General features: G+C 61.7%; 21 protein-coding genes. 11 read left to right on the plus strand and 10 right to left on the minus strand.

The annotated features are described in order from the left end of the window. The first annotated feature begins 148 nt into the window (after positions 1-148). Genes K6T12_RS04180 through nirD form a run of 3 tightly spaced genes read left to right on the plus strand, consistent with a single transcriptional unit; the run spans position 149 to position 4353 of the window. On the plus strand, positions 149-1483 hold the full coding sequence (locus tag K6T12_RS04180) for an NAD(P)/FAD-dependent oxidoreductase (protein WP_222219778.1): 1335 nt from the start codon (positions 149-151) through the stop codon (positions 1481-1483). After that, a complete protein-coding gene (gene nirB / locus K6T12_RS04185) occupies positions 1480-3975 on the plus strand; it encodes a nitrite reductase large subunit NirB (RefSeq protein ID WP_222219780.1) in 2496 nt (831 codons plus the stop codon). The genes K6T12_RS04180 and nirB overlap by 4 nt, the downstream gene beginning before the upstream one ends. 27 nt (positions 3976-4002) lie before the next feature. Next, entirely contained in the window at positions 4003-4353 is a 351-nt protein-coding gene (gene nirD / locus K6T12_RS04190; protein ID WP_222219782.1) for a nitrite reductase small subunit NirD, read from the plus strand. Between the two features lie 146 nt (positions 4354-4499). Here nirD and K6T12_RS04195 read toward each other — a convergent pair whose 3' ends face one another. After that, positions 4500-5375: a LysR family transcriptional regulator gene (locus K6T12_RS04195; protein ID WP_222219784.1), complete on the minus strand. Its 876-nt coding sequence runs from the start codon at positions 5373-5375 to the stop codon at positions 4500-4502. Between the two features lie 152 nt (positions 5376-5527). Here K6T12_RS04195 and K6T12_RS04200 point away from each other — a divergent pair, with 152 nt between their 5' ends. Together K6T12_RS04200 and K6T12_RS04205 are read left to right on the plus strand one after the other, a co-directional pair. Beyond that, the gene (locus tag K6T12_RS04200; RefSeq protein ID WP_222219786.1) at positions 5528-5941 is read left to right on the plus strand and encodes a DUF2000 domain-containing protein; all 414 of its coding nucleotides are present in this window, start codon (positions 5528-5530) and stop codon (positions 5939-5941) included. 12 nt (positions 5942-5953) lie between these two features. Further along, positions 5954-6595, plus strand: coding sequence for a LysE family translocator (locus K6T12_RS04205; RefSeq protein ID WP_255611532.1), 642 nt, complete (start codon positions 5954-5956; stop codon positions 6593-6595). A 260-nt stretch (positions 6596-6855) separates the two neighbouring features. Here K6T12_RS04205 and K6T12_RS04210 read toward each other — a convergent pair whose 3' ends face one another. From K6T12_RS04210 to K6T12_RS04230, 5 genes are all read right to left on the minus strand, one after another. Then, on the minus strand, positions 6856-7038 hold the full coding sequence (locus tag K6T12_RS04210; protein ID WP_315853560.1) for an AzlD domain-containing protein: 183 nt from the start codon (positions 7036-7038) through the stop codon (positions 6856-6858). A 251-nt stretch (positions 7039-7289) separates the two neighbouring features. Beyond that, on the minus strand, positions 7290-7610 hold the full coding sequence (locus K6T12_RS04215) for an AzlD domain-containing protein (protein WP_222219788.1): 321 nt from the start codon (positions 7608-7610) through the stop codon (positions 7290-7292). After that, positions 7607-8380, minus strand: a complete 774-nt coding sequence (locus K6T12_RS04220) for an AzlC family ABC transporter permease (RefSeq protein ID WP_222219790.1) — start codon at positions 8378-8380, stop codon at positions 7607-7609. Before K6T12_RS04220 ends, K6T12_RS04215 begins: the two co-directional genes overlap by 4 nt. Before the next feature lie 60 nt (positions 8381-8440). Continuing rightward, positions 8441-9400: a bifunctional helix-turn-helix transcriptional regulator/GNAT family N-acetyltransferase gene (locus tag K6T12_RS04225; protein ID WP_222219792.1), complete on the minus strand. Its 960-nt coding sequence runs from the start codon at positions 9398-9400 to the stop codon at positions 8441-8443. An 86-nt stretch (positions 9401-9486) separates the two neighbouring features. Continuing rightward, complete coding sequence (locus K6T12_RS04230) at positions 9487-9684, minus strand: DUF1127 domain-containing protein (RefSeq protein ID WP_222219794.1); 198 nt, start codon at positions 9682-9684, stop codon at positions 9487-9489. Between the two features lie 105 nt (positions 9685-9789). On the opposite strand from K6T12_RS04230, the gene K6T12_RS04235 reads away from it, so the two are divergent. Beyond that, positions 9790-10743 (plus strand): LysR substrate-binding domain-containing protein, encoded by a 954-nt coding sequence (locus K6T12_RS04235; RefSeq protein WP_222219796.1) that lies wholly within the window; start codon positions 9790-9792, stop codon positions 10741-10743. Between the two features lie 31 nt (positions 10744-10774). Here K6T12_RS04235 and K6T12_RS04240 read toward each other — a convergent pair whose 3' ends face one another. Together K6T12_RS04240 and K6T12_RS04245 are read right to left on the minus strand one after the other, a co-directional pair. Next, positions 10775-11122: a DOPA 4,5-dioxygenase family protein gene (locus K6T12_RS04240; protein ID WP_222219798.1), complete on the minus strand. Its 348-nt coding sequence runs from the start codon at positions 11120-11122 to the stop codon at positions 10775-10777. A 67-nt stretch (positions 11123-11189) separates the two neighbouring features. Further along, positions 11190-12047: an EamA family transporter gene (locus K6T12_RS04245; protein ID WP_222219800.1), complete on the minus strand. Its 858-nt coding sequence runs from the start codon at positions 12045-12047 to the stop codon at positions 11190-11192. Positions 12048-12146: 99 nt separating this feature from the next. On the opposite strand from K6T12_RS04245, the gene K6T12_RS04250 reads away from it, so the two are divergent. The 5 genes from K6T12_RS04250 (at position 12147) to K6T12_RS04270 (ending at position 14632) form a co-directional block, all read left to right on the plus strand. After that, a complete protein-coding gene (locus K6T12_RS04250; RefSeq protein ID WP_222219802.1) occupies positions 12147-12635 on the plus strand; it encodes a MarR family winged helix-turn-helix transcriptional regulator in 489 nt (162 codons plus the stop codon). A 121-nt stretch (positions 12636-12756) separates the two neighbouring features. Continuing rightward, on the plus strand, positions 12757-13296 hold the full coding sequence (locus tag K6T12_RS04255) for a TetR/AcrR family transcriptional regulator (RefSeq protein WP_222219804.1): 540 nt from the start codon (positions 12757-12759) through the stop codon (positions 13294-13296). A gap of 38 nt (positions 13297-13334) precedes the next feature. After that, positions 13335-13751, plus strand: a complete 417-nt coding sequence (locus tag K6T12_RS04260) for a hypothetical protein (protein WP_222219806.1) — start codon at positions 13335-13337, stop codon at positions 13749-13751. Positions 13752-13843: 92 nt separating this feature from the next. Then, positions 13844-14284, plus strand: a complete 441-nt coding sequence (locus K6T12_RS04265) for a hypothetical protein (protein WP_222219808.1) — start codon at positions 13844-13846, stop codon at positions 14282-14284. Between the two features lie 33 nt (positions 14285-14317). Continuing rightward, positions 14318-14632 carry a hypothetical protein gene (locus tag K6T12_RS04270; RefSeq protein WP_222219810.1) on the plus strand — a complete coding sequence of 105 codons (315 nt, stop codon included), beginning with the start codon at positions 14318-14320 and terminating at the stop codon, positions 14630-14632. A gap of 838 nt (positions 14633-15470) precedes the next feature. Here the strand turns inward: K6T12_RS04270 and K6T12_RS04275 are convergent. After that, positions 15471-15686: a cold-shock protein gene (locus K6T12_RS04275; RefSeq protein ID WP_222219812.1), complete on the minus strand. Its 216-nt coding sequence runs from the start codon at positions 15684-15686 to the stop codon at positions 15471-15473. 216 nt (positions 15687-15902) lie between these two features. Continuing rightward, positions 15903-16547 carry an endonuclease III gene (nth, locus tag K6T12_RS04280; RefSeq protein WP_222219814.1) on the minus strand — a complete coding sequence of 215 codons (645 nt, stop codon included), beginning with the start codon at positions 16545-16547 and terminating at the stop codon, positions 15903-15905. Positions 16548-16626: the final 79 nt, after the last annotated feature.

Below are 16626 nucleotides of genomic sequence, written 5' to 3' on the forward strand. Positions count from 1 at the left end.
AAAAAATGGCACGCCATCTGCTTTAGAGAGATCGACAAGCAAGTTCGAACAAAGGCGTTCAACTCCTACCCCTCCCTCACCCGGGGTAGCTGTTGAGCGCCTTTTTTGTTTGTCAGCAAGCGAATTCAAGACAGGCGGGAACAGACCCATGGCAAAAGAACATCTGATCATCATCGGCAACGGCATGGCCGCCGGCCGCCTGCTGGGGGAGATTCTCGAGCGTGACGCCGACCGCTACCGGATCAGCCTGTTCGGCGACGAGCCGCACGGCAACTATAACCGCATCATGCTATCGCCGGTGCTGGCCGGCGAGATGAGCGCCGACGAGATCATGCTGAACCCGCTCGACTGGTATGCCAAGCATGGCATCGAGCTGTACAGCGGCGATCCGGTGGTCGAGATCGACCGCGCCAGCCAGCAGGTATTCAGCGCCTCCGGCCGTTGCCTGAACTACGACAAGCTGGTGATCGCCACCGGTTCCTCACCGCTGCTGCCGGCCGGTACGCCGAACGACCTGGAGGGCGTGCTGAGCTTCCGTACGCTGGGCGATGTGGCAGCCATTAAACAGGCCGCCGAGCACTGCCGCCATGCGCTGGTGATCGGCGGCGGCCTGCTGGGACTGGAAGCGGCCTACGGACTGCGCCAGAGCGGTTGCGACGTCACGGTATTGCACCGCGGCGAGTGGCTGCTGAACCGCCAGCTGGACGAAGCGGCGGCCGGTCTGCTGGCCGATGAACTGAAAGGCCGCGGCATCGACCTGCGCCTGGATGCCGAAGCCGAGCGCTTTATCGGCAACGACCGCATCGCCGCCGTGCATCTGAATGACGGCAGCACGCTCAATGTACAGCTGGTGGTGATCGCCATCGGCATCAGCCCCAACGCCGGCCTGGCGCGCCGCGCAGGGCTCGCCTGCGAGCGCGGCATCCTGGTCGACGAACAGCTGCAGAGCAGCGATCCGGCGATCTACGCGCTGGGCGAATGCTGCCAGTTCGACGGCCAGACCTTCGGCCTGGTGGCACCGATCTGGGACCAGACCCGGGTATTGGCCGACCAGCTGTGCGGCTTCAACGGCGCCCCCTACCGAGTACGCCCGACCGCCACCAAGTTGAAGGTGTCCGGCATCGACCTGTTCTCGGCCGGCGAATTCATCAGCCGACCGGAGTACGACAGCCAGGTCTATCGCGACCCGGAGCTGGGCCACTACCGCAAGCTGCTGTTTCACGGCCGCCGACTGGTCGGCGCCGTGCTGTACGGCGACGTGGCCGACGGCAACCAGTATTTCGAACTGATCGAACAGCAGGCCGATGTCGAGGAATTGCGCCCGTGGCTGATGTTCGGCGTCGAGTTCGCCCGCCAGCAGGCGGCACGTTTTTCGACCGCTGCACCGGTATCCGAACCGGTGGCGGTCTCTTCAGAGTCATTCTCGCCGATCCATAACAACAATATCCCGGCGACCACCCGCCCGACAGGAGCAACCCTATGAGCAAGACAAAACTGGTAGTGATCGGCAACGGCATGGTCGGCCACCATTTCCTGGAAACCCTGGTGGAACGCGGCCACAGCGATAGTTACGAGATCACCGTTTTCTGCGAGGAGCCGCGACTGGCCTACGACCGGGTCCACCTGAGCAGCTACTTCTCCGGCGCCAGCGCCGACGACCTGGCGATGGGCAAGCCGGAGCTGTACCGGCAGTGGGGGCTGAACGTGCGGCTCGGCGACAAGGTGGTCGGCATCGACCGCGAGCGCAAGACCGTCACCTCCCAGCATGGCGAGCTGATCACTTACGACAAGCTGGTGCTGGCCACCGGCTCCTACCCGTTCGTGCCGCCGGTGCCGGGCCATGACCGCGAGCACTGCCTGGTCTACCGCACCATCGAGGACCTGGAAGCGATCAGTGCCAGCGCCGAGAACGCCAAGGTCGGCGTGGTGGTTGGCGGCGGTCTGCTCGGTCTGGAAGCGGCCAAGGCGTTGACCGACCTGGGCCTGGAGACCCACGTGGTGGAGTTCGCACCGCGTCTGATGGCGGTGCAGCTGGACGAGGACGGCGGCGCGCTGCTGCGTCGCAAGATCGAGGGGCTGGGCGTGCAGGTACACACCGGCAAGAACACCCAGCTGATCGACGACGGCGAAAGCCATGTCCACCGCATGAACTTCGCCGACGGCGAGGCGCTGGAGACCGACCTGATCCTGTTCTCCGCCGGTATCCGGCCGCAGGACGAGCTGGCCCGCCAGAGCGGCCTGGAGATCGGCGAGCGCGGCGGCATCGTGGTCAACAGCAGCTGCCAGACCTCCGACCAGGATATCTACGCGATCGGCGAGTGCGCGCTGTGGAACGGCCGCATCTTCGGCCTGGTGGCCCCCGGTTACAGCATGGCCAAAACAGTGGCCTCCCACCTGGCCGATGGCGACGAGCAGTTCCTCGGCGCCGACATGAGCACCAAATTGAAACTGCTGGGCGTCGATGTCGGCTCGATCGGCGACGCCCAGGGCCACACGCCGGGCGCCTTGAGCTACCGCTACAGCGACGATGCCGCCGAAGTTTACCGCCGCATCGTGGTATCGGCAGACGGCAAGCAGCTGCTCGGCGCGGTGCTGGTCGGCGACAACAGCCGCTACGACACCCTGCTGCAGTACGCGCTGAACGGCATCGAACTGCCGGCCGACCCGGCCAGCCTGATCCTGCCGGAGAGCAGCGGCGCCGGCGCGCCGACGCTGGGCCCCGACGCCCTGCCGGACAGCGCCACCCTCTGTTCCTGCCTGAACGTCAGCAAGGGCCAGGTCTGCTGCGCCATCGACAGCGGCGCCATCGACCTGGCCGGCGTCAAGGACGCCACCAAGGCCTCGACCGGCTGCGGCGGCTGTACCGCGTTGCTGAAGTCGGTGGTCGACAACGAGCTGGAAAAACGCGGCGTGGAGGTCAACACCGACCTCTGCGAGCACTTCGCTCACACCCGCGAGGAGCTGTACCACATCGTCCGGATCGAGGGCATTCGCAGTTTCCGCGAGCTGCTGAGCAAGCACGGTAAGGGGCTGGGCTGCGATATCTGCAAGCCGGTCGCCGCATCGATCCTCGCCTCCTGCTGGAACGATCACATCATGGAGCCGCAGCATGTCAGCCTGCAGGACACCAACGACACCTTCATGGCCAATATGCAGAAGAACGGCACCTACTCCATCGTGCCGCGGGTGCCGGGTGGCGAGATCACGCCGGACAAGCTGATCGTGCTGGGCGAAGTCGCCAAGGAATACGGCCTCTACACCAAGGTCACCGGCGGCCAGCGGATCGACCTGTTCGGTGCCCAGCTGCACCAGCTGCCGGAGATCTGGCAGAAGCTGATCGACGCCGGCTTCGAGACCGGCCACGCCTACGGCAAGTCGATGCGTACCGTGAAATCCTGCGTCGGCAGCACCTGGTGCCGCTACGGGGTGCAGGACTCGGTCGGCATGGCGATCCAGATCGAGCACCGCTACAAGGGTCTGCGCGCGCCGCACAAGATCAAGTTCGCGGTATCCGGCTGCACCCGCGAGTGCGCCGAGGCGCAGAGCAAGGATATCGGCGTGATCGCCACCGAGAACGGCTGGAACCTCTACGTCTGCGGCAACGGCGGCATGCGGCCGCGCCACGCCGACCTGTTCGCCACCGACCTGGATGACGAAACGCTGATCAAGTACATCGACCGGGTGCTGATGTTCTACATCAAGACCGCCGACCGGCTGCAGCGCACCTCGGTGTGGATGGAGAACCTGGAGGGCGGCCTCGACTACCTGCGCGAAGTGGTGATCGACGACAAGCTCGGCCTCGGCGAAGAGCTGGAAGCGCAGATGGCCCACATCGTCAGCCGCTACGAGTGCGAGTGGAAAGCCACCCTGGAAGACCCGGAAAAATTGAAGCGGTTCCGCACCTTCGTCAACGACGATGCCGCCGACCCGCAGATCGTCATGGTACAGGAGCGTGGCCAGCTGCGCCCCGCCTGATCGTCCGATAGCCAAGGAGACTCGACTATGAATGCCAAACTCGACCTGAAATGGAAACAACTCTGCGCGCTGGACGACCTGGTGCCCCACTCCGGCGTCGCCGCGCTGATCGACGGCCAGCAGATCGCGCTGTTCTACCTGCCGGACCAGCCGCGTCCGCTGTACGCGGTCAGCAACCACGACCCGGTGTCGGGCGCCAACGTGATCGCCCGTGGCCTGATCGGCGACCTGAAGGGCGAACCGATGGTCGCCTCGCCGCTCTACAAACAGCATTACCGGCTGCAGGACGGTGCCTGCCTGGAGCAGCCGGAGGTCGGCCTGACCACCTGGCCGGTACGGATCAACGACAAGACCGTAGAGATCGGATCAATGGACTGACGCGCTCATCAACCTGCCGCCTTTGGGCGTTTCCATCAATGAGCAAACTCCTGGCCGCCTTCGGGCGGTCTTTTTTATTGTCAGTTACCAGTGAACAGTTTCCAGCTGACAGTGACTCGGCAGCACAGCCCCATCGGGATACACCGCTACCGCGCCAACAGGAAACGGATCAACCGGTGGGTCAGGCTCTCCCGCGCCGCATTCGGCGGCCAGACCGCATAGACACCCAGCGACTCGACGGTCCAGCCCGGCAGCGCCTCGACCAACCGGCCGCTGCGCAGCTCCGGTTCGATCAGGAAGGTCGGCGGCGACGCCAGCCCCAGCCCGGCGACCGCCAACTGACAGACCGCCTCCAGACTGTCGACCCGGATTCGCGGCTGGAAGTCGATCCGCTGGCTGTCACCGTCCCCGTTAACCAGCACCTTGCAATCGGGCCGCATCAGCAGGCCGATCCAGTCCCACCCGGCCAGCTCCGCCGGTTCCGTCACCGCCGACCGCTGTGCCACATAGCCGGGCGCCACCACCAGGCTGCGTTCGAGATCGAACAGCTTGCGGGCCTTCAACCCACTGTCGCTCAGGCGGCCAATGCGGATCGCCAGGTCGATGCCGTCGCGTACCAGGTCCTGCTGGGTATCGCTGAAACTGATCGTCAGCGCCACCTTCGGGTACTGCCTGGCAAAGGCGGCGATATCGCCGACCAAGGAACCACGCGCCAGCATCGCCGGCACCGTGATGGACAACCGGCCAGCCGGCTCGGCGGAATTCTGTGCCATCGCGTTCAGCCCCTGCTCGGCGGCGGCCAGCACCGTCTTGGCGGATTCGAACAGCCGCTCACCGTCATGGGTCAGCGACAGCCGTCGGGTCGAGCGGTACAGCAGCGCCACGCCCAGCCGCGTCTCCAGTTGGGCAACATGGTGGCTGACCACCGACGGCGACAACCCCAACTCGCGGGCGGCACCTCGGAAAGAGCCCGCCTCCACGGTTTTGGCGAAGATCGCCATCGATCTAAGCTCGTCAATCATTAAAGACACCAATCATTAAAGCACCCAGCCGAACAGTTAATTCAGATTAACCCAGCTTATCACCGAATAGCGTTCGACCTATAGTCTCTGCATGGCCTGGTCTCCGATCAGCGCCGTTTTACCGCCCCAACCGCTGAACAGAGTAAATAGAAATGTCCGAACAGAAATACGTGATCGTGATCGACCAGACGCTGCCGGCTGGCATTATCGCCAACACCGCCGCGGTGCTGTCGCTGAGTGTCGGCAAACTGTCGCCGGAGATCGTCGGTGACGATTTCCATGACGGCGAGGGACGACCCCACCGGGGCATCACCACCCTGCCGGTGCCGGTGCTCAAGGGCTGCGCCGAATCGGTCAAACAGATGCGTGAATCGGCCCGGCAATACGAACCGGAGTTGATGGTGATCGACCTGGCCAGCGCCACCCGGACCAGCCGCAGCTATCAGGAGTACCAGGCGCAGATACAGGCCACCCCGACCGACCAGCTGGAATACCAGGGCATCGCGCTCTATGGCCCGAAAAAACTGGTCAACCGGCTGACCGGCAACCTGGGCCTGCTGCGCTAACGGAATCGCTGGATGGAGGAACAGAGAGTGCTGCTGAGTTTTGTGATCGCCAGTTGCGTGGTAACGCTGATGCCCGGCCCATCGATGATCATCGTGATGCTGAATGCCGCCCAGCGCGGCCTGTTATCGGGGGTGCAGACCGCCCTCGGGGTGGTGGTGGCCGACGCGCTGCTGCTGGTGCTGACCCTGTCCGGCATCGGCACCCTGCTGTACAGCTCGGCGATGGCTTTTTCGATACTGAAATGGGCCGGCGTATGTTTTTTGGTTTATCTGGGGATAAAGCAACTGGCTTTCCTGCCGCAGCCGGATGAACGCAATGAAACCGATCACAACCAACCGGTCGCGGCCCCTCGCCGCCATGCATTTCTGCAGGGACTGGCGACCACCTTGCTGAACCCGAAGATCATCGGCTTCTTCGTGGCCTTCTTTCCGCAGTTTCTGGACCCTCAGCAGAGTATCGCCAGCCAGCTGCTATTGCTCGGCCCACTGTTCCTGCTAATCGTGTTTGTGATCCTGTGCGGCTACGCCCTGTTCGCGGTATCCGTAGGCAGCTTCATCGCCGGCCGGCGCAGTAAACTGGCCATCAAGAACGCCTCGGGCGCGGCGCTGATCGGTTGCGGCGTTTTAGCCGCAACCATGGAGCAGGGCAGCTGAGTTCGACAGTGTTAGATATTCCTGGCGCCTCGGGTGGCGCCCTACAAGGCCCGTGCTTCGTAGCAGCCCGCTCCGAGGGCGACAGGCCGCCGAGTTCTGCAATACCGCCGTGGGTCGCGGTCGGAGCCCGCTGCTACGGGGTATTACACTTCGTAGCAGCCCACTCTGTGGGCGACCGGGCCGGCGATAAAACCAATCCGCTGCGACAGATGGCGCCCTACGGTGTGCCTACTCAGACCGTAAAAAACCATAAAAAAACATTAAAAACCGAAACCAAACCGCAGCAGCATAAACGCCGCCATCCCGCCGACGATGGTGGTCAGCAGATCGCGCCGAACCAGCGCCACCAGCACCAATGCCGCCAGCAGCCAGGGGTTGGTCGGGCTGAGCCAGAGCTCGCCCTGCGGCATCAGCACCGCCGGCACGATGATCGCAGTCAGCACCGCCTGCGGCGGTGGCGCCTCGGGTGGCGCCCTACAAGGCCCGTGCTTCGTAGCAGCCCGCTCCGAGGGCGACAGGCCGCCGAGTTCTGCAATACCACCGTGGGTCGCGGTCGGAGCCCGCTGCTACGGGGTATTACACTTCGTAGCAGCCCACTCTGTGGGCGACCGGGCCGGCGATAAAACCAATCCGCAGCGACAGATGGCGCCCTACGGTGTGCCTACTCAGACCGCAAAAAAACCATAAAAAACGATTAAAGCCCGAAACCAAACCGCAGCAGCATAAACGCCGCCATGCCGCCGACGATGGTGGTCAGCAGGTCGCGCCGAACCAGCGCCACCAGCACCGCCACCAGCGCCGCCAGCAACCAGGGGTTGGTCGGGCTGAGCCAGAGCTCGCCCTGCGGCATCAGCACCGCCGGCACGATAATCGCGGTCAGTACCGCCGGTGGCACGAAGCCCAGCGCGGTGCTGAGCCAGGCCGGAAAATGCACCCGGCCGGCCACCGCGAACAGCATATAACGCACACTGAAGGTCGCCAGGAACATCCCCACAATCAAAGCCGCTTCGTTCATCCCCGTGCCTCCTCGACAGTCTCCACCGCTTCGACCTCACCATTATCCGCACCACGCTGCTTCAGCAGATGCAGCGACAGCCCCACCGCGATACCGCTCAGCGCCGCCACCATCAGCCCCAGCTTATGCGGCATCGTGGCCGTGGCGATCGCCATCGCGCCGGCAACGATCACCGCCGCCCACATCGGAGTATTGCGCAGGTAGGGCACCACCATGCCGATAAAGGTCACCGACATCGCGAAATCCAACCCCCAACTGGTCATGTCCGGAAACAGCTCACCCAAGCCGACGCCCAACGCGGTACAGAGCACCCAGTTGCCGTACATCGCCAGGAAGGAGCCGAGATAGAACCAGTGCGCCTGGCTGGTGTCCTGCTGCTGCAGGTAACGGTTGCTGACCGCGGCGAAGGTCTCGTCGGTCAGCCCGAACGCCATCAGCATCCGCCAGCGTTGCGGCAGGTGGCGCACTTTGGGTACCAGGTTGGCGGCGTACAGCAGGTGACGCAGGTTGACCACCAGGGTGGTGGCAACGATCACCGGCAAGGCGGCACCGGCAGCCAGCAGCCCCAGCGCGATGAACTGGCTGGCACCGGCAAACACGATCAACGACATCGCCAGTGCACCCAGCGCCGACAGCCCACTCGGCTCGGCCAGGGTTCCGAACAAAATGCCGAACGGAATCGCGCCGACAATCAACGGGATGGTCGCCTTGGCACCGGCGACGAACTCGTGGCGGCGTCCCGCCACCTGGGGATGATCGCTACTGGACATCAGTTTCTCCTGCCCATTTTTCTACTAGTTAAAAAATCCGTACCCGGGATCGCTTTCCGCTTACAGGGTCAGCGTCATATAGATATCGGAACGGGGGTAGATCGACTGGCCATCCGGATGAGGCACCGCCCGAAAGCCCAGGTTGCGGTACAGGTTGATCGCCCGCTCCAGCTTGGTGGCGCTTTCCAGGTAGACTTCGCGGGCACCCAGCTCGCGCGCCTTGGCCAGTGCCGCCAGCATCAGCCGCCGCCCGACGCCCTGCCCCTGGCAGCCGTCGTCGACCCCCATCTTGGAGATCTCGAACCGCTGCTCGCCATGCCGAGCCAGCGCACAGCAGCCAACGATGCGGCCCTCCGAACGGGCGAACCAGATATAGCCGCCACGGGCCAGGTAGTAGCCTTCGGGGTTATACAGCGCCTGCTGATCCTGCTCGGTGAGCTCACCGTTGAAATAACGCTCCAGCCAGTCCAGATTGAGATCGCGGAAATGATCGCGCAGCCGGCTGTCCCAGCCGATGATCTCGACCTCGCCACAAGGCTGTACATCGGCCAGCGCCGCCAATACCGGCACCTTGAAGCCCTGCTGTTCAACTTTCAGCTCGAACTCATCCAGCGCCGCCAGCAATGGATGGCGCTGTTGCGCCATCAGTTGATCCAGGTGCGACTGGATCTGCTGCCAGATCGGTTTGATACGCTCCAACAGCTGATGGCTGCGCTCGCTCAACGCCAGCAGTTGGCGGCGCTCGTCGGTCGGGTCGGTGGTCTTGCTGAGCCACTGTTCGGACAACATCTTGCGGGCGATCTTGCTGATCGCCGGATGGCTGACGCCCAGCAGTTCGGCCGCCTCGGTAACCGACATCGCTCCCTGCCGGTAGAGCAGGTTGAACAGCGGGAAGAAGGTCGGATTCAGCTCCACCCCCTGCGCCTGGTAGATCTCGACCACATCGGCCACCAGCCGGTCGGACAACCGCCGCAAGCGGCTGCCCAGCGACAGGCTGCCAAAGCTCTGCATCTGATCCATTAAATTATCGCACCCAACTACACAACCAATTACGTAACTAGTTACATAATATTAGAGATCAGAGTCTGCAGGCAAGCGTTGCAGGGTTAGCAACGCCAGAAAGGTTTGCCCCCCTCCTGCAACGCATCGGCCCGACTGACGCCAATATCATGTAAAGCAGAGGCATCCAACTGCTGCAGCAGTCGACGGCCATGCCAGTTGCGGTACCAGCAGGCGAGGCGCCGGGTTAGGGAATGGCTGCCATTCGAATTAGATTTAGTTTCATTGTACGAGTATCGATTCATGATAGAGCCCTCTTTCTCACTGTAAATTACAGATGAATTGTTGGCTCTGAGCGGTATACTGACAAACGACAATCCTTGCACCGAATTAAGTTTTAATTAAGCGCAATGAACACACGCCTCCCCCCACTGAATGCCTTGCGGGTATTCCGCTCCGCCGCCGAGCTGGGCAGTTTCAAGGCGGCCGCCGAACAGCTGCACGTCACCCAGGCGGCGATCAGCCAGCAGATCCGCACGCTGGAGGAGCATCTGGGCGAGCCGCTGTTTGTCCGTCTGAACCGGGAGATCCGGCTAACCTGCAGCGGCGAACAGCTACTGCCCTATGTGCAGCGCGGCTTCGAGGCGTTCGAGGCCGGTGTCAACAGCCTGCAGTCGGACCCGGAGCCCAACCAGCTGACCGTCAGCACCCTGCCCTCCTTCGCTTCGCGCTGGTTGGTACCTAAGCTGGGCCGTTTCAACGAACTGGCGCCCGAGCTTAGTGTACGGGTTATGCCCGGCAATACGCTGGAACGGTTCGCCACCCCGGAGGTAGACCTGGCGATCCGCTTCGGCCAGGGAAACTACTCCGGCCTGCACAGCGAACGGCTGATGGACGACTATCTGGTGCCGTTGTGCAGCCCCCATCTGCTCGATGGGAGCCAGGAGGTCAACGAACAGCTGTCCGCACTACCGCTGTTGATCGACGATTCGGAGGATCTGGAACCGATACTACGCAGCTTCGACGGCCGACTACCGGGTTTGAGCGGGCAACGCTCCCGCCGCTTGCTGGTGTCCGATGCCACCCTGTTGACCGAAGCGGTGCTAAGCGGCCAGGGGCTGGCTTTGCTGCGATTCAGCCTGGTCTATGGATTGATTGAGCGTGGCCTGTTGATCTGCCCGCTGGCCGGTTATCTGCCGACGCCGTTTTCCTACTACCTGGTGGCGCCGCCCAGCTATATGAAACGACCGAAGGTACAGCAGTTCCGCCGCTGGTTGCAGGCCGAATGCCGTCAGGTGGAGAAAGCCTGGCAGGCCTTTCATGCCGAAAATCTGCAGAACACGGAGCCACTGAAATTCGTCTGAGCAGCCGCTGTCTGCAAAAGAAAAATGAGCCTTAGGACTGCAACGCCGCCAGGTTCAGCGGCCACTGCTTGCCAAGCCAGAGCGCATGGTCGCGGTGATCGGGCAGGTCATCGCCGGTGCAGGTATGAATCAGCACCGTCAGTTCGCCGTGATTCAGCGCCAGCCAGGGCACCAGCTCGGCAAATACGGCCGGCCCGAACGCCAACTGGCAACTGCCGGTCGGATGCGGCCCGACGGGTTCGCGGTGCATCCGCCCCATCACCAGATCGAACCGTTCGGCGGCCGCCTCGCACAGCGCCTGTGCCTGGTCATATTGCTGTTCGTCGAAATAAACGTGGGCGTGGTAGCCGCAGATCTTCTCTGTCGTCCTGTAAACCATAGCGATATCCTCCTTTCGTCCCCTGATCAACTGAGAGCCTAGCAGAGTTCCTCGATTTGCGGTGCCATCAGGCCGGTTCGGCGACCCGCTTTCGGCTACTGAACTGTACCAGCGGCAGGCTCAGCAGAATCACCGCCACCGCCAGCCACTGCCAGCCGCTCAGGGTTTCGCCCACCCAGCCGACGCCGAGCACTACCGCGGTCACCGGGCTCAGTAATGACAGGAATGCCAACTGGTTGGTCGCCAGCCCGGACACGCCACGGAACCAGATCAGGTAGCCCAGCGCGGTATTGACCAACCCCAGCCAGAGCAGACCGGCCAGGTGGGTTTCATTCAGCGCCGGCGGCAGACCTTCCGCCCAGTACGCCAGCGGCAGCAGCAACAGTCCGCCCAGCAGCAACTGCCAGCCGGTAAAGGGGATCAAGCCGATCGGCACGCCCCAGCGCTGGATCAGCAGGGTGCCACTCAGCACCATCAGGCAGGCGCCGAACGCGGCGGCGATCCCCAGCAGGTCCAGTTGGGCCGCCGGGCTCAATACCAGCACCGCGACGCCAAGCAGGCCGACCAGCGCCGCCAGCCACTGCAGCGGCTGATGACGCTGCCCCTGCGCCAACCACTGGAACAGCAGCGCCAGCAGCGGCAGGGTTGCCAACAATGTAGCGGCCACACCACCCGGCAACCGATAGGCCGCGACGAACAGCAACGCAAAGAAGGCGCTGATATTGATGCCGCCAAGTAGCAGCATCCGTCGGTACCAGCCCTTCGGCAGCGGCTTCATCGCCAGCAGCACCATCAGCACGCCGACCGGCAACGCCCGAAAGGTGGCCACCCAGAGCGGAGTATCCGCCGGCAGATAGAGACTGGTGAGCATATAGGTGCTCCCCCAGAGAACCGGCGCCAATGCGGTAAACAGAAACAGAGTCATCAGGCGATCCCTTTCGCATTTATCTTTTCATAAAGATACTTTACATAATGATATACCTGTGTATCTTTATATCAAGAAAAATAACTTAAAGATTTATCGATGAAGAAAGACACACTTGATCTCTTGGTCGACCAGTGGGCCGAGCAACGCCCCGAGCTGGATGCCGAAACCATGGCGCTGTTCGGTCGCCTGGCCCGATTACAAAATCACCTGGCCAACCGGATCTGGGAGCACCATAAATCGCTCGGCTTGTCACGCTTCGACTTCGACGTGCTGGCAACCCTGAGACGTAGCGGCCCACCCTACCGGCTGACCCCCACCGAGCTGTACCAAGCTTCGATGCTTACCTCCGGCGCGATGACCAATCGGCTGGACAAGCTGGAACAGGCCGGCCTGATCGAGCGGCACCACTCGGCCACCGACCGCCGCAGTATCGAAGTGCAACTGACCGAGCAAGGTCGCCAAACGATCGACGACGCCCTGCCGCAGCATGTCGCCCATGAACAGCAGCTCGCCAGCCCGCTCAGCCCGGCACAGCAGCAACAGCTGAACCAGTTGCTGAAGATCTGGCTGGCCAAATTCGAATAATTCTCGTAGCCAGGGCGAGTATGAGCCGCTGTTCGCCGCACCAAGAGGTCGGCAATCGTAGTGGAGATAAATTATCCGTCCGCTATTCTCAAAATGCATACCATACCGTATGGTATGCCTTATGAAACGGACACGCGATAACTGGCTGGTACGCGGCCTCGAGATACTGACAACGCACGGCCCGGAGCACCTGAAGATCGATCGGCTCTGCCGCCACCTTCAGGTCACCAAGGGCTCCTTCTACCACCACTTTGGCAACCGCGCCGACTATATAGACGCCTTGCTGGACCACTGGCAGCGGATCAACACCGAGCAGATCATCGCCGAAGTGGACGATATCGGCCCGCTTGAGGCCCGCAGCGGTGCGCTCGATCTGCTGGCCTGTGCTGCCGACAGCGGCCCGGAGCGGGCAATTCGCGGCTGGAGCCAGTACGAGCCCCTGGTGGCTGATCGAGTGGCCGAGGTCGATCGCCAGCGGGTCGACTACCTGTGCCGGTTGATCGGCCCGCAGCTACCGGACCCAAGCCAAACTGAACTGATCGCCAAATTGGCCTATGCCCATTTCGTCGGTGTCCAGCAACTCGGCCACCTGATCGACGGCGACCAGTGGCAGGCGATGAACCAGCTGTTGCGCCAGACCTTGACCAACCGCGACCACTAATCTGGATAGCGATAAAAAATTATCGAAAGGAGATCGATATGACTGCACTGATCCTGGCCGCCACGCTGAACTTTCTCGCCGCGCTGCTGCACCTGGCGGTGATTCTGGGCGGCCCCGCCTGGTACCGTTTCTTCGGTGCCGGCGAGCACATGGCCCAGTTGGCGGAACGTGGCAATCCCTGGCCCGCCCTGCTGACGCTGATGATCGCCGCGGTACTGGCCGGCTGGGGATGCTACTGCCTGGCGCTAGCCGGCCTGCTGCCGCCGCTGCCCTGGATGCTGCCAATCGTGCAACTGATCACCGCCATCTACCTGATCCGCGCTCTCTATCCGCTACTGCTGGCACCCGTCGTGCCACTGTTCCGCACCCCATTCATGATCTGGAGCTCGCTGATCTGCGCCGGGTTCGGCCTCAGCCATCTGCTGGGAGTGTTGCCACTGAGCCATTGGTCTTAACAGCGGTGCATCCGCCGCCAAAGCGCACTACTATCGAACGGATACAGGCCGGCACGCGCCGGCGCCCCGGGACAGAATAAAAGGAGTTACCGATGACCGCCCCGCTGCGTATTGTTGCCGCCCCGCTGCTGATACTGATGCTGCTGGTTGCCAGCGGCTGCTCAGCCCGGTTCGTTGCGCCCTATGACGCCACGGTTCAGGAACAGATCATCGAGGTCGCCCGCAAGGTCGACCTGTTCTGGGGCTGGCTGCTGGAGACACCGGTCGAGCAGCGCCAGTACGTCCAGTTCGCCGACAGCTACAACGAGATCGAGTCCGACCTGCGGATGCTGCAAATGCGCAATGACATCCGGCCGTTCAACCGGGAATCGACCCGCCAGACTGCGATCGCGCTCGAACTCTGGCAGCAGGACCGCGCCGATCACAAATTGAAAGACAGCTTCAGCGACTTCCTGGCCAAGCGCCACCGCCAGCAGTTCATCCGCATCTTTACCGCAATGGCCCGCGGCGAGCAGGCCAAACAAACCGACTAACCAGACACAGGGAACTGACCAAGGAGTGCACCGATGACGATCGATTTCGACAGCCTATTCAAGGAGATGGCCGAGGCCGCCCGACAGGCGGTAAAGGACGACCTGCCGAACTTCGCTGGCTACGCCGAGCAACTGCTCGACAACGAAAAGGAGAGCCTCAAGGATCTGGCCAAAGCCCGCCTGGAGGGCGTCATCGACGAGGCGACCCTCGCAGCCGAACTGGCACGGGAAAAGCGGGTTCTGGAAGCCGAACTGCTGACCGCTCAGATCATGGCCAAGACCTCTGCCCAAAAAGCGGTCAACGCCGCGCTGGAGGTGTTCTACAACAGCCTGCGCGCCGCGCTTTGAATAAACGGGGCGAACCGCCCCCCTACCAGTTGTGCGTCATTAGCGGTAATGTCAGTAATTACGCGCTCATCGCTCCGGCCGATGCTTGCTCCCCCTTCCCCTGATCCCCCCCCTCTGAGAACCACGGTTATGGGATCGATTCAAGCAATTAACAGCCCAATAGACCAACAGCCAATCTGCTACGGACAACGTTGGAATAGCCGTGAAGATGCAGCGAAGTTCCACTGACCGGGATCAATCAAATCATTGGTCGGCCGCCAACCGAAAAACAGCAATTCAAACAGCCAGCCCCGCCGGTTCCGGAGTGCTCACTTGCCTTGTAGCGCCCACCATTTCTGAAATAGAAAACGGCCCCTGACAGGTCGCTCAAACAACGCTCATCCACATCCGGCCTGACAGCCGGCGCTCCTCTGTGCATAAGGTAGGCAAACCCGCACCCCATGACCTATTGACAACGCTAACTGTTTGTTTTGATTAAAGATTAGCCATTCGGCTACTTTTTCACCAAAATGTACAGAATATTGCAATGATGCCGCCTGTAGCGATCTGCCCAGCCGTTATCACCAATTTTATCCACAGAATCAGGGGATAACTTTCCAGGCCCGAATCACTCGACTGGAGCAGGCATGCGATCGTCATAAGCGTCTTGAGGGGTAACACCGAAGCCACTTAAGCTGACTGCTACAGGAGCTGGCCGGATGGGCCATCGATGACCATCAGTGGGCGAAAAGGAAGGAAGTTCAGGCAGGGAACCAATTGCGAAGGGTATCAGGCAGATCGCAGGCAATAAAAAAGCAGGCAAACTGCCTGCTTTATCGAATCCGCCAAGCGGTTTGGCTTACAGAGGAGAAACCTCGTCAGCCTGCGGACCTTTCTGGCCCATCACTTCCACGAAGCTCACAGCCTGGCCTTCGTGCAGGGTACGACGACCCGGGCCATTGCTAACGATGGAGCGGAAGTGAACGAACAGGTCTTTACCGCCTTCGCGCTCGATAAAGCCATAACCTTTCTCGTCGTTGAACCACTTAACGGTTCCGGTCATTTTTTCGGACATGTTTGTCGATCTCAATCTAAGTAAAATTTAGCCATCGCCTGGCATCTGTCACCCGGCAATGGTTTCCCGCGTCATGAATCCGAAGAAGGCAGAAAGCAGCAGAAAGCGGTTCTAACAGAACGATCTAGCGCGTCTTGCACGGCTTCAAAAACAATAGCAGGAAAAACTATATACCCATTTTGCAAGGGAAACAAAGAAATTTTTTTGCTTCTTTTTTCAATCGTCAAGGTACTCGGTTTTTTCCTTGAATTCGCACAAATCTTCGATGATACAGGCGCCACAACGGGGCTTGCGAGCGGTGCAGACGTAGCGGCCATGCAGGATCAGCCAGTGGTGCGCATCCTGCAGGAACTCCTTGGGCACGAACCGCAGCAGCTTCTGTTCGACTTCGTTGACGTTCTTGCCCGGTGCGATACGGGTCCGGTTCGAGACCCGGTAGATATGCGTGTCGACCGCCATGGTCGGATGGCCGAAAGCGGTATTGAGCACCACGTTAGCGGTCTTGCGTCCCACCCCCGGTAGCGCTTCCAGCGCTGTCCGGTTATCCGGCACCTCGGAGTCGTGCAGCTCGACCAGCATCCGGCAGGCCTTGATCACGTTCTCCGCTTTCGAATTGAACAGGCCGATGGTCTTGATGTACTCCTTCAGCCCCTCGACACCCAGCTCCAGGATCGCCTCCGGCGTGTTGGCGACCGGAAACAGCTGGCGGGTCGCCTTGTTGACACCGACATCGGTGGCCTGGGCCGACAGAATGACGGCGATCAGCAGCTCGAACGGATTGTCGTATTCCAGTTCGGTAGTCGGATTGGGGTTCTGCTCCCGCAGACGGGAAAAAATCTCATGCCTTTTCTGCTTGTTCATCGAGCGGGGTGGTCCTGATAACGCGGCAAGTAAAAAACTGGCGACGGGCGACGGGCATACTTCAGAGGCCGATCAGCCA

The organism is Marinobacterium arenosum (genome assembly GCF_019795155.1).
GTDB lineage: Bacteria > Pseudomonadota > Gammaproteobacteria > Pseudomonadales > Balneatricaceae > Marinobacterium_C > Marinobacterium_C arenosum.

Bases quoted from the DNA above. Each gene is read 5' to 3' on its own strand.
- K6T12_RS04275 (WP_222219812.1), bottom strand. From the start codon at position 15,686: ATGTCCGAAAAAATGACCGGAACCGTTAAGTGGTTCAACGACGAGAAA.
- K6T12_RS04240 (WP_222219798.1), bottom strand. From the start codon at position 11,122: ATGGTTTACAGGACGACAGAGAAGATCTGCGGCTACCACGCCCACGTT.
- K6T12_RS04215 (WP_222219788.1), bottom strand. From the start codon at position 7,610: ATGAACGAAGCGGCTTTGATTGTGGGGATGTTCCTGGCGACCTTCAGT.
- K6T12_RS04180 (WP_222219778.1), top strand. From the start codon at position 149: ATGGCAAAAGAACATCTGATCATCATCGGCAACGGCATGGCCGCCGGC.
- K6T12_RS04245 (WP_222219800.1), bottom strand. From the start codon at position 12,047: ATGACTCTGTTTCTGTTTACCGCATTGGCGCCGGTTCTCTGGGGGAGC.
- K6T12_RS04225 (WP_222219792.1), bottom strand. From the start codon at position 9,400: ATGGATCAGATGCAGAGCTTTGGCAGCCTGTCGCTGGGCAGCCGCTTG.
- K6T12_RS04235 (WP_222219796.1), top strand. From the start codon at position 9,790: ATGAACACACGCCTCCCCCCACTGAATGCCTTGCGGGTATTCCGCTCC.
- K6T12_RS04260 (WP_222219806.1), top strand. From the start codon at position 13,335: ATGACTGCACTGATCCTGGCCGCCACGCTGAACTTTCTCGCCGCGCTG.
- nirD (WP_222219782.1), top strand. From the start codon at position 4,003: ATGAATGCCAAACTCGACCTGAAATGGAAACAACTCTGCGCGCTGGAC.
- K6T12_RS04230 (WP_222219794.1), bottom strand. From the start codon at position 9,684: ATGAATCGATACTCGTACAATGAAACTAAATCTAATTCGAATGGCAGC.
- K6T12_RS04270 (WP_222219810.1), top strand. From the start codon at position 14,318: ATGACGATCGATTTCGACAGCCTATTCAAGGAGATGGCCGAGGCCGCC.
- nirB (WP_222219780.1), top strand. From the start codon at position 1,480: ATGAGCAAGACAAAACTGGTAGTGATCGGCAACGGCATGGTCGGCCAC.
- K6T12_RS04265 (WP_222219808.1), top strand. From the start codon at position 13,844: ATGACCGCCCCGCTGCGTATTGTTGCCGCCCCGCTGCTGATACTGATG.
- K6T12_RS04255 (WP_222219804.1), top strand. From the start codon at position 12,757: ATGAAACGGACACGCGATAACTGGCTGGTACGCGGCCTCGAGATACTG.
- K6T12_RS04205 (WP_255611532.1), top strand. From the start codon at position 5,954: ATGGAGGAACAGAGAGTGCTGCTGAGTTTTGTGATCGCCAGTTGCGTG.
- K6T12_RS04250 (WP_222219802.1), top strand. From the start codon at position 12,147: ATGAAGAAAGACACACTTGATCTCTTGGTCGACCAGTGGGCCGAGCAA.
- nth (WP_222219814.1), bottom strand. From the start codon at position 16,547: ATGAACAAGCAGAAAAGGCATGAGATTTTTTCCCGTCTGCGGGAGCAG.
- K6T12_RS04220 (WP_222219790.1), bottom strand. From the start codon at position 8,380: ATGTCCAGTAGCGATCATCCCCAGGTGGCGGGACGCCGCCACGAGTTC.
- K6T12_RS04200 (WP_222219786.1), top strand. From the start codon at position 5,528: ATGTCCGAACAGAAATACGTGATCGTGATCGACCAGACGCTGCCGGCT.
- K6T12_RS04195 (WP_222219784.1), bottom strand. From the start codon at position 5,375: ATGATTGACGAGCTTAGATCGATGGCGATCTTCGCCAAAACCGTGGAG.